This window comes from Lysinibacillus sp. GJ-1, from assembly GCF_021166035.1.
Classification (GTDB): domain Bacteria; phylum Bacillota; class Bacilli; order Bacillales_A; family Planococcaceae; genus Lysinibacillus; species Lysinibacillus sphaericus.
In genome coordinates this window covers 4,250,295-4,264,495 of sequence record NZ_CP088912.1, presented here as the reverse complement: position 1 = coordinate 4,264,495, position 14,201 = coordinate 4,250,295, and the positions used below count along the sequence as shown (strand labels likewise).

8 protein-coding genes, 9 tRNA genes, 3 rRNA genes and 1 pseudogene are annotated in these 14,201 nt (G+C 42.9%); all 21 read left to right on the top strand.

Features of this window, described 5'->3' with window-relative positions; all coding sequences use genetic code 11:
• Positions 1–312: 312 nt before the first annotated feature.
• The 21 genes and pseudogenes from alr to LO754_RS21115 all read left to right on the top strand — a co-directional run bounded on the left by alr (position 313) and on the right by LO754_RS21115 (position 14,152).
• Complete coding sequence (gene alr / locus LO754_RS21215; RefSeq protein WP_024361309.1) at positions 313–1,434, top strand: alanine racemase; 1,122 nt, start codon at positions 313–315, stop codon at positions 1,432–1,434.
• Positions 1,435–1,900: 466 nt separating this feature from the next.
• The gene (locus LO754_RS21210) at positions 1,901–2,164 is read left to right on the top strand and encodes a hypothetical protein (protein WP_080653282.1); all 264 of its coding nucleotides are present in this window, start codon (positions 1,901–1,903) and stop codon (positions 2,162–2,164) included.
• A 4-nt stretch (positions 2,165–2,168) separates the two neighbouring features.
• Entirely contained in the window at positions 2,169–2,519 is a 351-nt protein-coding gene (locus LO754_RS21205) for a type II toxin-antitoxin system PemK/MazF family toxin (protein WP_008177055.1), read from the top strand.
• A gap of 224 nt (positions 2,520–2,743) precedes the next feature.
• Positions 2,744–3,088, top strand: a complete 345-nt coding sequence (locus tag LO754_RS21200; protein WP_231785211.1) for an STAS domain-containing protein — start codon at positions 2,744–2,746, stop codon at positions 3,086–3,088.
• On the top strand, positions 3,075–3,545 hold the full coding sequence (rsbW, locus tag LO754_RS21195; protein WP_231785210.1) for an anti-sigma B factor RsbW: 471 nt from the start codon (positions 3,075–3,077) through the stop codon (positions 3,543–3,545). The genes LO754_RS21200 and rsbW overlap by 14 nt, the downstream gene beginning before the upstream one ends.
• Positions 3,523–4,308, top strand: coding sequence for an RNA polymerase sigma factor SigB (sigB, locus tag LO754_RS21190; protein WP_024361305.1), 786 nt, complete (start codon positions 3,523–3,525; stop codon positions 4,306–4,308). Before rsbW ends, sigB begins: the two co-directional genes overlap by 23 nt.
• A 152-nt stretch (positions 4,309–4,460) precedes the next feature.
• Positions 4,461–6,635: a Tex family protein gene (locus LO754_RS21185; protein ID WP_305068873.1), complete on the top strand. Its 2,175-nt coding sequence runs from the start codon at positions 4,461–4,463 to the stop codon at positions 6,633–6,635.
• Positions 6,636–6,698: 63 nt separating this feature from the next.
• Positions 6,699–7,158, top strand: a pseudogene (locus LO754_RS21180) (SprT family protein).
• A gap of 91 nt (positions 7,159–7,249) precedes the next feature.
• Positions 7,250–7,326: transfer RNA gene (locus LO754_RS21175), tRNA-Asn, on the top strand.
• A gap of 1 nt (position 7,327) precedes the next feature.
• Positions 7,328–7,399 (top strand) — tRNA-Glu (locus tag LO754_RS21170).
• A gap of 27 nt (positions 7,400–7,426) precedes the next feature.
• Positions 7,427–7,502: transfer RNA gene (locus LO754_RS21165), tRNA-Asp, on the top strand.
• Positions 7,503–7,507: 5 nt separating this feature from the next.
• Positions 7,508–7,582 (top strand) — tRNA-Gln (locus LO754_RS21160).
• Between the two features lie 15 nt (positions 7,583–7,597).
• Positions 7,598–7,670 (top strand) — tRNA-Lys (locus tag LO754_RS21155).
• A 70-nt stretch (positions 7,671–7,740) separates the two neighbouring features.
• Positions 7,741–7,826, top strand: a tRNA-Leu gene (locus LO754_RS21150).
• Between the two features lie 24 nt (positions 7,827–7,850).
• Positions 7,851–7,927, top strand: a tRNA-Arg gene (locus tag LO754_RS21145).
• 18 nt (positions 7,928–7,945) lie between these two features.
• Positions 7,946–8,019: transfer RNA gene (locus LO754_RS21140), tRNA-Gly, on the top strand.
• 210 nt (positions 8,020–8,229) lie between these two features.
• Positions 8,230–9,771: ribosomal RNA gene (locus LO754_RS21135) — 16S ribosomal RNA — on the top strand.
• Between the two features lie 304 nt (positions 9,772–10,075).
• A 23S ribosomal RNA gene (locus LO754_RS21130) occupies positions 10,076–12,995 on the top strand.
• Positions 12,996–13,301: 306 nt separating this feature from the next.
• Positions 13,302–13,417: ribosomal RNA gene (gene rrf / locus LO754_RS21125) — 5S ribosomal RNA — on the top strand.
• The 16S, 23S and 5S rRNA genes sit together here with 9 tRNA genes alongside, the layout of an rRNA operon.
• Positions 13,418–13,554: 137 nt before the next feature.
• Positions 13,555–13,630: transfer RNA gene (locus LO754_RS21120), tRNA-Asp, on the top strand.
• Positions 13,631–13,822: 192 nt separating this feature from the next.
• Entirely contained in the window at positions 13,823–14,152 is a 330-nt protein-coding gene (locus LO754_RS21115; RefSeq protein ID WP_024363923.1) for a hypothetical protein, read from the top strand.
• The last annotated feature ends 49 nt before the right edge of the window (positions 14,153–14,201 follow it).

The following is a 14,201-nucleotide window of genomic DNA, read 5'->3' as shown; positions in this document are numbered from 1 at the left end:
TTCTGAAAAGAGAGCTGTAGCTTATTAGGCAATAAAAGAACTTTTTATTTCTAGCAGTTTATGTATAGTAATGTGAAACAGTGGAGATTAATGATCTATAGAAGTATGTTGCATGTTCTACAAAAAGATAAGCTAGTTTTAATAGGAATAAAAAGGGAAAAATTAACATGCTGTCGAATTTATATAATGACATGCACAAGTAGATCATCAATGTATTATCCAAATGGCGGACAAGTAGTATGCTAGAATTTAATGTTATATGGAATTATTCCTATACATAACGGTTTAATAACTAAAAAAGAGGGTATTCTAATGGAGACACAGCAGTATTTTAGACCAACCAAAGCAATTGTAGATTTACAAGCAATCCAACAAAATATAAAAAATTTAAAAGATCTACTCCAACCAAATGTACAAATTATCGCAGTCGTAAAAGCTAATGCCTATGGACATGGGGATATTGCAGTTGCTAAAGCAGCTTTGGAAGCGGGTGCAACAATGCTTGCCGTGGCTACACCAGATGAAGCATTACATATTCGAGCACATTTCGAAGAACCAGACATACTAATATTAGGGGCCTCGCCAGTATCGTTTGCATCCTATGCAGCACAACAACGCATTACGCTTACGGTATTTTCAAGTGAATGGGTACAGCAAGTTGCAACAATGGTAGCAGGGGAAGAAAACCCTTTACAACTACATATTAAGGTAGATAGTGGAATGGGCAGAATTGGTATACGCACCGAAAGCGAATTGTTAGCGCTATACCATACCATCCATTCAACAGATAATGTAGAATTGGATGGCATTTTTACTCATTTTGCAACAGCTGATGAGGAAGACACAGCCTATTTCGATAGCCAAGTAGCGTTATTTGAAAAGCTCATTGCTATATTGCCTGACAAACCTAGACTAGTACATGCATCCAATACAGCAACGGCTTTGGTAAAGGATAATCGTTTACAATATGATGCTGTACGTTATGGTATTTCAATGTATGGTTTAGCACCATCATCTTATGTAGAGGGGATTTTACCATTTCCATTGAAGCCTGCCTTTTCACTTGAGAGTGAGCTTGTCCATGTCAAACAGTTAAAAGCAGGAGATTCAGTAGGTTACGGAGCAACATTCATTGCACAAACAGATATGTGGATTGGGACAATTCCAGTAGGTTATGCAGATGGGGTAATTCGTAAATTAGCAGGACAAGAGGTACTAATAGACGGACAAAGAATGCCTATAGTTGGACGAATTTGCATGGACCAATGTATGGTTGCGCTACCAAAAGCATATGCTATAGGTAAGGAAGTAACGCTCATTGGTCGTCAAGGGCAAGATGAGATTTCAATAGATGAATGGGCAACAAAGCTAGAAACGATTAATTATGAAGTACCATGCATTATTACAGCAAGAGTTCCTCGTATTTACATTTAACTTTGTTTAACCAAGTAGCCCTTCTCTTCATAAAATAAGAGTGAATAGTAATTATTCAATTTTGGTCAAGTTAAATAAGGAGTATGACAAATTTTAGAGGAGTCTTTTATGTAGGCTTATAAAATATGGGTGGAACGCGTAATTTATTACAAGTAGTTTTTTAATGAAAATAATTTTTCAATACATGTAGACAAATTGGGTTAGCGAATTTTTGTCGAAATTAATCTGTCAATGGGAAAGCCAATTCTGTTCGGATTAGTGGATTATGTATAGTGAAATTAAGTAACAAGGCACCAAGTCAATATGACGGATGGTACCAGCACATACTTTCGAAAACCTACAAAATTTTACAACTTGTCCTTCAAATTGTCAGATATTTTGTCATTTCATGTCTTTTCAACAATATCTTTCAATGGTAGAATGGGTAGTAATGAAAAAGTGTATGGTTCCGTTGGAGGTGCTTGCTGTGTACGAGAAAAAGTTAAGAGAAGCTACAATTGCTATTCAAGATAGACTGATTCTACAAACAAAGGAAGTAATTGAAGGTGAATCTTTTGTGCGTATTTTGTCGCGCAAAAATTTAATGCAGGAGCAACCAAATCAAATACGGGAAGCTATGATGAAAGGATATGTTGAGATGTCTCATATTAACCTGATGATTGCAAGTGAATGCTTGCACGCGGAATATGAAGCACAACATACAGTGGAGCGTCTCGTTAGCGGGGGATGACACTTTGAATGTAAAACGTGGTGACGTTTTTTTTGCAGATTTATCGCCGGTAGTTGGATCCGAACAAGGTGGCACTAGGCCGGTATTAATAATTCAAAATGATATTGGAAATCGATTTAGTCCGACTGTCATCATCGCGGCAATTACTGCACAGATTCAAAAAGCAAAATTACCGACACATGTTGAAATAAATGCTGAAAAGTACGGTTTTGAACGTGATTCGGTCATTTTGCTTGAGCAAGTGCGTACAATTGATAAGTCTAGATTGACTGATCGTATTACGCAGCTAGATCATGCAGTAATGGAAAAAGTGGATGGAGCATTGATGATTAGTTTGGGGCTTGTTAAATTTTGATATACATATGTGTATAGAGCATCAGGGATTTTATTTATCCTGATGTTTTTTTAATTTTTTTCATTACAAGCATTATTGCCTTTTAAGTTTGTAGAAAATTGTCGTTGGTTTTTTGTAACTCAAAAAAATAAAATTTATGCGAAGAAAAAAAGTTAATCATGTTTAACATCCGATAGATGCGGGTAAAGAAGAAAAGTCTAATAAATATGGTGGAGGTGGGCTGTATGGACATGGTAGTAAATTTTAAAAAAGATGGCACAAAATTATATGGTTATGTTGAAGGTGAAATTGATACATTTACAGCTTCTGGTCTGCGTGAGGAACTAGAGGCGGTTAAGATTACAGAAGGTATGGAGATTAAATTAGATTTATCGAAAGTGAATTATATGGATAGTACGGGTCTTGGTATTTTAGTAGCTTTTTATAAAAGAGCTTTACGTGAAGAAGGTAAAGTTAAAATTGTAGGCCTATATAAACGGTTACAAAGATTATTTGAAATTACTGGCTTAAGTGAACTGATGGATATTGAAACTGATAAGAAGGTGGAATTAAGTAATGAAGGAATTTGATTATATTGAGATAAGGGTTCCTGCAAAGCCGCAGTTTGTCAGTGTTATTCGTTTAACGGTTTCTGGATTAGCTAACCGCATAGGGTTTAGCTACGATGATATTGAAGATTTGAAAATTGCCGTTAGTGAAGCGGTGACAAATGTTGTGCACCATGCGTATAAAGATGTTGAAGAAGGCGAAATTGTCATAGGTTGTGCGCTCTATGAAAACAAGTTGGAAATGATGATTGCAGACTATGGGAATAGTTTTAACTTTGAAGAGATTAAAACGAAAATTGGGCCTAATCATCCGGGAGACAGTATTGCGGGGCTAAGAGAGGGCGGTTTAGGGCTTTATTTAATGGAAACTTTAATGGATGAGGTGATGATTAATAACGATGGTGGCGTAACTGTCTTCATGACAAAGTACGTCGCTAGGGAGCAGGTGGAAAAAAATGTCGAAAGAATCACTACATAAATCTTCTACTAAGGAAGATGTATTAAAGTGGATAGAATTGTACCAAGCAACAGAAGATGAAGAAGCTCAAACCAATTTGGTTATTCATTATCGTAATTTAGTAGAGTCCATTGCGCGAAAATATTCATATGGTAAATCTTATTACGATGATATTGTGCAAGTTGGAATGCTCGGGTTACTAGGTGCAATAAGACGTTTTGATGCTACATTTGGTCGCAGTTTTGAGGCCTTTGCAGTACCTACTATTATTGGGGAGATTAAACGATTCTTACGCGATAAAACGTGGGATGTTCATGTACCGAGACGAATTAAAGAAATTGGACCACGTATTAAAACGACTGTAGAATCGTTAACGATAGAGTTCCAACGTTCACCTTCCGTTAAAGAAATTGCAGAGCGTTTAGAGGTACCGGAGGAAGAAGTTTTAGAGGCAATGGAGATGAGCCGAAGCTACCAAGCACTGTCAATGGATCATTCAATAGAATCAGATAATGACGGAAGTACTGTCACGTTATCTGATATTATGGGTAAAGAAGATATAGGTTATGAAATGACCAACAGAAGAATGATTGTTGCAGATGCAATGGAAGTTTTGAATGAGCGAGAAAAACAAATTATTCAGCTTACTTATTTAGAGCAACTGAGCCAAAAAGAAGCGGGAGAACTATTAGGTATTTCTCAAATGCATGTTTCGAGAATTCAAAGAAAAGCAATTAAGAAATTACAGGAGGTCATTCTTGCAAGTGGAAGTGTGCCACTGTAATACCTTTCATTAGGGCGTTTATTACTAGAGGGTTTCATAATCCAATAGCAATAGCGCCTTTTATTTTTGGCTGTCCTTCTTGGTGGATGGACTATCTTTGGTTTTTTATTGAAGTGTAGTGGTAAAATGAAAAGAAAAAAGGTAGTGATAATGTGGAACAAAAACAAATGTACCAGCTTATTGCAAAGGATGTAGCAATTAAACCAAATCAAGCAGAGGCAGTAATAAAATTACTGGATGAAGGTAACACCGTCCCGTTTATTGCGCGCTATCGAAAAGAAGCTACTGGCTCTTTGGATGAGGTACAAATAAAAGCTGTAGAAGATCGTTATCATTACATACAGCAACTTGAACAACGTAAAGAAGAGGTTCTTCGTTTAATTCAAGAACAAGATAAGCTTACGCCAGAGCTGGAACAAGCCATCCAAGTGGCGACGGTATTACAACGTGTTGAAGATTTATATCGCCCATATAAGCAAAAACGACGTACGAAAGCGACTATCGCAAAGGAAAAAGGGTTGGAGCCTCTAGCTGATCTCCTGCTAGAGTATCGTAGTGAAGCGTTAGTCCAATTAGCTCAAGATTTTGTTGATATGGAGAATGTTGCAACAGTGGAAGATGCAATTGCTGGAGCACGTGACATTTTAGCAGAGCGCTTTGCTGATGATGCAAGTATACGGCAGAAAATCCGTACTTTTTCTTGGAAAGAGGGCATGCTGACTACCGCTTTAAAAAATGCGGAACTAGATGAAAAAAAGGTTTTTGAAATGTATTACGAATATGAAGAGCCTGTCAACCGCATTGTTCCTCATCGTATTTTAGCTGTCAATCGTGGGGAGAAGGAGGATGTCTTAAAGGTTGCTATCCAAGTACCGATAGATCGAGTACTGATGATTATGTGGAAAGAGTGGATACCAGCAACAGGTTTCTCACCTGCCATTGCAGAGGTGAAACTTGCAATAGAGGATTCCTATAAACGATTAATTCAACCATCGATTGAGAGAGAGTTACGTAATGAATTAACGGAAAAAGCAGAGGCGCAAGCGATTCATATTTTCTCGGAAAATCTCCGCAATCTTTTACTACAGCCACCGTTAAAAGGTAAGTATGTACTAGGGGTGGATCCTGCCTATCGTACGGGTTGTAAATTAGCTGTTGTTGATGAGACGGGTAAAATGCTAGAAGTTACGGCGATTTACCCACATCCGCCAAAGCCAGATGTAGCAAAATCAAAAGCAGTTGTGAAAGAGATTTTAGCGAAATATCCTATTACAATCATTGCGATTGGTAATGGGACAGCCTCGCGCGAAACTGAGCAATTTATTGCCGATGTTTTAAGTGAAGTGAATACAGATGTGGCCTATATTATTGTCAACGAAGCCGGTGCATCCGTATATTCAGCGTCGGAGGTTGCGCGTGCTGAGTTTCCTGATTTGCAAGTAGAGCAACGGAGCGCGGTGTCCATTGCACGACGTTTGCAGGACCCATTGTCGGAATTAGTAAAAATTGAGCCAAAGGCAGTAGGTGTTGGGCAATATCAGCATGATGTTTCTCAAAAGAAATTATCAGAGTCATTAACATTTATAGTAGAAACAGCGGTCAACCAAGTCGGTGTCGATGTCAATACAGCATCAGCCTCTTTATTGCAATATGTTTCAGGGTTATCGAAAACCGTTGCCGAAAACATTGTAAAAGTACGAGAAGAAAATGGGCAATTCACAACTCGTGCGCAACTGAAGAAAATTCCTCGCCTCGGTGCAAAAACGTATGAGCAAGCAATAGGGTTTTTACGTGTGCCTGAAGCGAAAAATCCATTCGATGCGACAGGTATTCACCCAGAAAGCTACAATATTGCAGAGCAAATTTTAGAAGCGGCTCACATAAATAAAAAAGAACTAGGAACACAAAAGGCAGAGGAAGCAATTGCAGCACTTAATGTTCAAGCGTTAAGCGAAAGTCTAGGGATTGGCGTTGTTACTGTTCAGGATATTGTAGATACTTTAATGAAACCAAGCCGTGACCCGCGTGATGCTTTCCCACAACCATTACTTAAAACGGATGTTTTAAAAATGGAAGATTTACAAGTAGGAATGGAATTACAAGGTACTGTACGGAATGTCGTCGATTTTGGTGCATTCGTTGATATTGGTGTAAAACAAGATGGGCTTGTGCATATTTCCAAGTTGCAAAAAAAACGTATTAAACATCCATTAGAGGTTGTGGCATTAGGTGATATTGTCACAGTATGGGTGGAACAAATAGAGGTAAACAAAGGCCTTATTTCATTAACGATGCTTCCTCCAGAAAAACAAATGGTTGAAGTGTAATAATTTCTTACCACACTGTCTATACTGCGCAGTGTGGTATTCTTATTGTTAGAGGTGATGAAATTGAACAATGAGGAACTGCAACAGCTTGTAAGTCGAATTTCATTAGAAAGTTTTCATAAACCCTTTATGCATCGTGCATACTTTAATCCAAGGCTGCGTACAACAGGTGGGCGTTATCTTTTGCAATCCCACCATATTGAAATCAATCCAAAGGCGTTTGAAATATATGGTGTTAGAGAGGTAGAGGGGATCATTCTTCATGAATTATGTCATTACCACTTGCACCTTGAAGGAAGGGGCTATCAACATCGTGATAAAGATTTTCGAGCGTTGTTAAAAAGTGAATGCCCCTCGATTTTGTTCAGCGTTGCAAATACCTAAATCTCGTAGCAAAAAACAGCGTCCTCACTATACATATGAATGTATACAATGTCACCAAAGGTATGTTAGAAAAATTAGATTCAATGTGAACAGATACTGTTGTGGCAAGTGTTCAGGGCAATTAATGATAGTTGAGTAAAAAAAATTTTAAAAAAGGGTTGACGTTTATTCAGCTAATCCCTATAATAGTAAAAGTCGACAAGATAAAGCCGACAACACAATATGATTATTCCGAAGTAGCTCAGTTGGTAGTAGCACCTGACTGTTAATCAGGTTGTCGCAGGTTCGAGTCCTGCCTTCGGAGCCATGGCCCCTTGGTCAAGCGGTTAAGACACCGCCCTTTCACGGCGGTAACACGGGTTCGAATCCCGTAGGGGTCATTTTCATAAATAGATAATTGTAACATTGGTCCCGTGGTGTAGCGGTTAACATGCCTGCCTGTCACGCAGGAGATCGCCGGTTCGATCCCGGTCGGGACCGCCACTTATTGGGGTATAGCCAAGCGGTAAGGCAACGGATTTTGATTCCGTCATGCCTAGGTTCGAATCCTAGTACCCCAGCCATTCATTTCTTAATATGAGCCATTAGCTCAGTTGGTAGAGCATCTGACTTTTAATCAGAGGGTCGAAGGTTCGAGTCCTTCATGGCTCATCTTTTTTAAGAAAAAGGTTGAAAATTCGAATTATCATTGTATAATAAGAAGGTTCCTATTTTTTTGAATGCGGTCGTGGCGGAACGGCAGACGCGCTAGGTTGAGGGCCTAGTGGGGGCAACCCCGTGGAGGTTCAAGTCCTCTCGGCCGCACCAAGTCAGTTCAGTTATTTAACACATGCGCCCGTAGCTCAATTGGATAGAGCGTCTGACTACGGATCAGAAGGTTGTGGGTTCGACTCCTGCCGGGCGCGCCATAATACATTTTAATAATTGCGGGTGTAGTTTAATGGTAAAACCTCAGCCTTCCAAGCTGATGTCGTGAGTTCGATTCTCATCACCCGCTCCAAAAATATTTAAAAAAATTGTTGACATCATTAACGTAAAATGTTAAGATGTAAAAGTCGCTGAAACAAACGGCAACAAAATGAACCTTGAAAACTGAACAAGCAAAACGTAATCAATATAGTTTTTACTAGCTAACTTTGTTAGTGAACGAAACAAAATTTTGGACATCAAAATTGATGCCAGCAAAACAATTTGAGCTAATCAAATTTCTTTTATGGAGAGTTTGATCCTGGCTCAGGACGAACGCTGGCGGCGTGCCTAATACATGCAAGTCGAGCGAACAGAGAAGGAGCTTGCTCCTTTGACGTTAGCGGCGGACGGGTGAGTAACACGTGGGCAACCTACCCTATAGTTTGGGATAACTCCGGGAAACCGGGGCTAATACCGAATAATCTTTTGTCCCTCATGGGACAATACTGAAAGACGGCATCTCGCTGTCGCTATAGGATACCGCGGCGCATTAGCTAGTTGGTGAGGTAACGGCTCACCAAGGCAACGATGCGTAGCCGACCTGAGAGGGGTCACCACACTGGGACTGAGACACCCAGACTCCTACGGGAGGCAGCAGTAGGGAATCTTCCACAATGGGCGAAAGCCTGATGGAGCAACGCCGCGTGAGTGAAGAAGGATTTCGGTTCGTAAAACTCTGTTGTAAGGGAAGAACAAGTACAGTAGTAACTGGCTGTACCTTGACGGTACCTTATTAGAAAGCCACGGCTAACTACGTGCCAGCAGCCGCGGTAATACGTAGGTGGCAAGCGTTGTCCGGAATTATTGGGCGTAAAGCGCGCGCAGGTGGTTTCTTAAGTCTGATGTGAAAGCCCACGGCTCAACCGTGGAGGGTCATTGGAAACTGGGAGACTTGAGTGCAGAAGAGGATAGTGGAATTCCAAGTGTAGCGGTGAAATGCGTAGAGATTTGGAGGAACACCAGTGGCGAAGGCGACTATCTGGTCTGTAACTGACACTGAGGCGCGAAAGCGTGGGGAGCAAACAGGATTAGATACCCTGGTAGTCCACGCCGTAAACGATGAGTGCTAAGTGTTAGGGGGTTTCCGCCCCTTAGTGCTGCAGCTAACGCATTAAGCACTCCGCCTGGGGAGTACGGTCGCAAGACTGAAACTCAAAGGAATTGACGGGGTACCGCACAAGCGGTGGAGCATGTGGTTTAATTCGAAGCAACGCGAAGAACCTTACCAGGTCTTGACATCCCGTTGACCACTGTAGAGATATGGTTTTCCCTTCGGGGACAACGGTGACAGGTGGTGCATGGTTGTCGTCAGCTCGTGTCGTGAGATGTTGGGTTAAGTCCCGCAACGAGCGCAACCCTTGATCTTAGTTGCCATCATTTAGTTGGGCACTCTAAGGTGACTGCCGGTGACAAACCGGAGGAAGGTGGGGATGACGTCAAATCATCATGCCCCTTATGACCTGGGCTACACACGTGCTACAATGGACGATACAAACGGTTGCCAACTCGCGAGAGGGAGCTAATCCGATAAAGTCGTTCTCAGTTCGGATTGTAGGCTGCAACTCGCCTACATGAAGCCGGAATCGCTAGTAATCGCGGATCAGCATGCCGCGGTGAATACGTTCCCGCCTTGTACACACCGCCCGTCACACCACGAGAGTTTGTAACACCCGAAGTCGGTGAGGTAACCTTTTGGAGCCAGCCGCCGAAGGTGGGATAGATGATTGGGGTGAAGTCGTAACAAGGTAGCCGTATCGGAAGGTGCGGCTGGATCACCTCCTTTCTAAGGATATTTTCGGAATACAAACCTTGGGTTTGTAAGATTACGTTTTGCGTTCAGTTTTGAAGGTTCATCATTACGATGAAATACTTCAAAACTTGTTCTTTGAAAACTGGATAAAACGACATTGAAATTGTAACAAACACATTTATTTTTTAAGTTTTTTATAGGCTTAATAACGAAATAGGGTTTCAAGACACAAGCAGTTCTAGGAAGCGAACGAGTGAATGAAGGAGCGTACTTACGTACGTGACTGATTGAACGAGAGAAGCTGACAACGAAATGCGCAGTTGATTGGAAGCCGATAGGTTAAGTTATTAAGGGCGCACGGCGAATGCCTTGGCACTAGGAGCCGAAGAAGGACGGCACTAACACCGATATGCTTCGGGGAGCTGTAAGTGAGCTTTGATCCGGAGATTTCCGAATGGGGGAACCCACTACGTTTAATCGCGTAGTATCTTGACGTGAATACATAGCGTCTTGAAGGCAGACCCAGGGAACTGAAACATCTAAGTACCTGGAGGAAGAGAAAGAAAAATCGATTCCCTGAGTAGCGGCGAGCGAAACGGGAAGAGCCCAAACCAAGAGGCTTGCCTCTTGGGGTTGTAGGACACTCTATACGGAGTTACAAAGGAATGAGTTAGATGAAGCGACTTGGAAAGGTCCGCCAGAGCAGGTAAAAGCCCTGTAGTCGAAAGTTCGTTCCCTCCAGAGTGGATCCTGAGTACGGCGGAACACGTGAAATTCCGTCGGAATCCGGGAGGACCATCTCCCAAGGCTAAATACTACCTAGTGACCGATAGTGAACCAGTACCGTGAGGGAAAGGTGAAAAGCACCCCGGAAGGGGAGTGAAAGAGATCCTGAAACCGTGTGCCTACAAGTAGTTAGAGCCCGTTAATGGGTGATAGCGTGCCTTTTGTAGAATGAACCGGCGAGTTACGATTACGTGCGAGGTTAAGCTTTAGAAGGCGGAGCCGCAGCGAAAGCGAGTCTGAATAGGGCGAATTAGTACGTGGTCGTAGACCCGAAACCAGGTGATCTACCCATGTCCAGGGTGAAGGTGAGGTAACACTTACTGGAGGCCGAACCCACGCACGTTGAAAAGTGCGGGGATGAGGTGTGGGTAGCGGAGAAATTCCAATCGAACTTGGAGATAGCTGGTTCTCTCCGAAATAGCTTTAGGGCTAGCCTCGTGATGAGAATACTGGAGGTAGAGCACTGTTTGGACTAGGTCATCCCGGTTTACCGAATTCAGACAAACTCCGAATGCCAGATATTTATACACGGGAGTCAGACTGCGAGTGATAAGATCCGTAGTCAAAAGGGAAACAGCCCAGACCACCAGCTAAGGTCCCAAAGTAATCGTTAAGTGGAAAAGGATGTGGCGTTGCACAGACAACCAGGATGTTGGCTTAGAAGCAGCCATCATTTAAAGAGTGCGTAATAGCTCACTGGTCGAGTGACGCTGCGCCGAAAATGTATCGGGGCTAAACGATTCACCGAAGCTGTGGATTGACATCTACGATGTCAGTGGTAGGAGAGCGTTCTAAGTGCGTTGAAGTCAGACCGGAAGGACTGGTGGAGCGCTTAGAAGTGAGAATGCCGGTATGAGTAGCGAAAGACGGGTGAGAATCCCGTCCACCGTATGACTAAGGTTTCCTGAGGAAGGCTCGTCCGCTCAGGGTTAGTCGGGACCTAAGCCGATACCGATAGGCGTAGGCGATGGACAACAGGTTGATATTCCTGTACCACCTCCTCACCGTTTGAGAAATGGGGGACGCAGTAGGATAGGGTAAGCGCGCCGTTGGTTGTGCGCGTCCAATCAGTAAGGCGTGTGTGTAGGCAAATCCGCACACTGTAACGTTGAGCTGTGATGGCGAGTCCGTATGGACGAAGTTCCTGATTTCACACTGCCAAGAAAAGCCTCTATCGAGGTGAGAGGTGCCCGTACCGCAAACCGACACAGGTAGTCGAGGAGAGAATCCTAAGGTGTGCGAGAGAACTCTCGTTAAGGAACTCGGCAAAATGACCCCGTAACTTCGGGAGAAGGGGTGCTCTTGAGCGTGCAAGCGCATGAGAGCCGCAGTGAATAGGCCAGGCGACTGTTTAGCAAAAACACAGGTCTCTGCAAAACCGTAAGGTGACGTATAGGGGCTGACGCCTGCCCGGTGCTGGAAGGTTAAGAGGAGTGGTTAGCGCAAGCGAAGCTGCGAATTGAAGCCCCAGTAAACGGCGGCCGTAACTATAACGGTCCTAAGGTAGCGAAATTCCTTGTCGGGTAAGTTCCGACCCGCACGAAAGGCGTAACGATCTGGGCACTGTCTCAACGAGAGACTCGGTGAAATTATAGTACCTGTGAAGATGCAGGTTACCCGCGACAGGACGGAAAGACCCCGTGGAGCTTTACTGTAGCCTGATATTGAATTTTGGTACAACTTGTACAGGATAGGTAGGAGCCAGAGATCTCGGAGCGCCAGCTTCGAAGGAGGCGTCGGTGGGATACTACCCTGGTTGTATTGAAATTCTAACCCATGCCCCTTAGCGGGGCAGGAGACAGTGTCAGGCGGACAGTTTGACTGGGGCGGTCGCCTCCTAAAAGGTAACGGAGGCGCCCAAAGGTTCCCTCAGAATGGTTGGAAATCATTCGTAGAGTGTAAAGGCACAAGGGAGCTTGACTGCGAGACCTACAAGTCGAGCAGGGTCGAAAGACGGGCTTAGTGATCCGGTGGTTCCGCATGGAAGAGTATCGCTCAACGGATAAAAGCTACCCCGGGGATAACAGGCTTATCTCCCCCAAGAGTCCACATCGACGGGGAGGTTTGGCACCTCGATGTCGGCTCATCGCATCCTGGGGCTGTAGTCGGTCCCAAGGGTTGGGCTGTTCGCCCATTAAAGCGGTACGCGAGCTGGGTTCAGAACGTCGTGAGACAGTTCGGTCCCTATCCGTCGTGGGCGTAGGAAATTTGAGAGGAGCTGTCCTTAGTACGAGAGGACCGGGATGGACACACCGCTGGTGTACCAGTTGTCTTGCCAAAGGCATCGCTGGGTAGCTATGTGTGGACGGGATAAGTGCTGAAAGCATCTAAGCATGAAGCCCCCTCAAGATGAGATTTCCCATTACGCAAGTAAGTAAGATCCCTCAAAGACGATGAGGTAGATAGGTTCGAGGTGGAAGTGTGGTGACACATGGAGCTGACGAATACTAATCGATCGAGGACTTAACCAAAAAGTTTGAAACATTCAATGCACCGTTTATCCAGTTTTGAAAGAACAACCTTTCATAAAAGGGTTTCAAGATACGAGTAGTTCGCGGAAGCGATTGAGAGAAGGAAGGAGCGTACGTCTGTACGTGACTGACTGAACGAATGAAGCTGACAAAGAAATACGATGTATATTGAAAGCCGTGAGAGCTTCAAGACACAAGTAGAACAAGGAAGCAAATGAGTGATTGAAGGAGCGTACCTTTGTACGTGACTGATTGAACGAGAGAAGCTGACGCAGTAATACGCCGTGTATTGGAGGTCGAATATAGTCTAGTGATGATGGCAAAGAGGTCACACCCGTTCCCATACCGAACACGGAAGTTAAGCTCTTTAGCGCCGATGGTAGTTGGGGGCTTCCCCCTGTGAGAGTAGGACGTCGCTAGGCAATTCAAACAGTTAGCCTTGTGCTGGCTGTTTTTTTATTGCCAGATTAGAGGTATTCTTTACTATTTTTTAATAAGTAAATAAAAATAGTATTGTAATTTTATATTTTTTGTGTTATATTTATAAATGTCTTAAAGAGGTCCCGTGGTGTAGCGGTTAACATGCCTGCCTGTCACGCAGGAGATCGCCGGTTCGATCCCGGTCGGGACCGCCATTTATATGAAATTACAGTTCTTATGATTTTTATTAATCATAAGGGCTTTTTTATTTGAGTGCGTATGAAATCGCCAATAAAACAATGGAATCGCCAATAGCTTCATGAAAATAGAGGATACTAAAAGATATGCACTAAATCGTTGTCCAGTGCATATGTATAGACAGTATGAGTTTTTGCAAGGACGGAGGTATGTCCATAGCTTTTCGTTTCGGTATCTATTGGTTAATCTTTATACTTAAGGTTGCTTGTGGAGTACCCATTATTGATATTGAGGAATCAAATTCATATCATTGGCAAAAAAATATGAATGAACATGAATTTGCGCAACTGAAACAAGGTATGACGTATATGGATGTAGTTAAAATTGCTGGTGGGGACGCTAGTGAGATGATTGAAAGTAATTATTATCGTTGGAATGATGAAATCCTTATGACACAAGCCTACATAATTCAATTTAAAGATGATAAATTAGTAAATAAAGAGGTTATTGCTGTAAAGGGATATTCAACAAGAGAGTAGACACGTCTTCAATCAGAAGGACGTGTTTATTTTTTTGAAATTCACTGGA

Excerpts from the sequence above, each read along its gene's own strand:
- rsbW (WP_231785210.1), top strand. The coding sequence starts at position 3,075 with ATGAAGGAATTTGATTATATTGAGATAAGGGTTCCTGCAAAGCCGCAG.
- sigB (WP_024361305.1), top strand. The coding sequence starts at position 3,523 with ATGTCGAAAGAATCACTACATAAATCTTCTACTAAGGAAGATGTATTA.
- LO754_RS21115 (WP_024363923.1), top strand. The coding sequence starts at position 13,823 with ATGTCCATAGCTTTTCGTTTCGGTATCTATTGGTTAATCTTTATACTT.
- LO754_RS21200 (WP_231785211.1), top strand. The coding sequence starts at position 2,744 with ATGGACATGGTAGTAAATTTTAAAAAAGATGGCACAAAATTATATGGT.
- alr (WP_024361309.1), top strand. The coding sequence starts at position 313 with ATGGAGACACAGCAGTATTTTAGACCAACCAAAGCAATTGTAGATTTA.